This is a genomic window from Massilia rubra, assembly GCF_011682065.1.
Lineage (GTDB): Bacteria > Pseudomonadota > Gammaproteobacteria > Burkholderiales > Burkholderiaceae_D > Telluria_A > Telluria_A rubra.
Genome location: NZ_VUYU01000083.1, coordinates 1 through 655, shown reverse-complemented (window position 1 = coordinate 655; position 655 = coordinate 1). Strand labels below are relative to the sequence as shown.

Genomic DNA, 655 nt, shown 5'->3' with positions numbered 1-655 from the left:
TCACTTCGTCGAGCGCGCCTTCGGCCGTTTGCAGCATCGAGGTCGAATTCTGGGTGTTGCGCATGGCAACGGCCATGCCGCTGGTCTGGGCTTTCAGGCGGGTGGCGATCTGCAGGCCGGCGGCGTCATCCATCGACGAATTGATGCGGTAGCCGGTCGACAGGCGGGTCATCGAGGTCGACAACGAGCCCTGGGTGCGGTTGATCGAATTTTGCGCGGACAGGGCGGCGTTGTTGGTGTGAAGGCTCAGCATGGTCAAACTCCTGGGTATTGGGGGTGGAAACTGGTCGGAGCCGCGCTCGGTGTCGCGCTCTCATCACTACAAGGCGACACTTTGATCCAGATCATTAAGTGCCGCATGGAAATATATTTCGACCTTGCCAATCCGATCACAGTGCGCCGCCCCTGGACGTAAAAAAGCCAGCCGGGTGAGCGGCTGGCTTGTCGGGGACCCGGCTTGCGGCAGGGCGTGCTGATGATTACTGCAGCAGCGACATGACCATCGAGGACATGCTGTTGCTCTGTTTCAGCATGGCGGTGCCGGCTTGCAGCAGCATCTGGCTGGTGGTCATCTTCGAGCTTTCGCTGGCGAAGTCGACGTCCATGATGCGGCCGGTGGCGGCCTTGCTGTTGGTGCTGATGTTCGACAGGTTGT

2 protein-coding genes are annotated in these 655 nt (G+C 60.3%); both read right to left on the bottom strand.

Features of this window, described 5'->3' with window-relative positions; translation table 11 throughout:
- A partial coding sequence (locus F0185_RS34105) for a flagellin N-terminal helical domain-containing protein (RefSeq protein ID WP_441295239.1) occupies positions 1-253 on the bottom strand: 253 nt, incomplete at its 3' end.
- A gap of 226 nt (positions 254-479) precedes the next feature.
- Positions 480-655 (bottom strand): flagellin (locus tag F0185_RS34100; protein WP_267876042.1); only part of this gene is annotated, 176 nt, incomplete at its 5' end.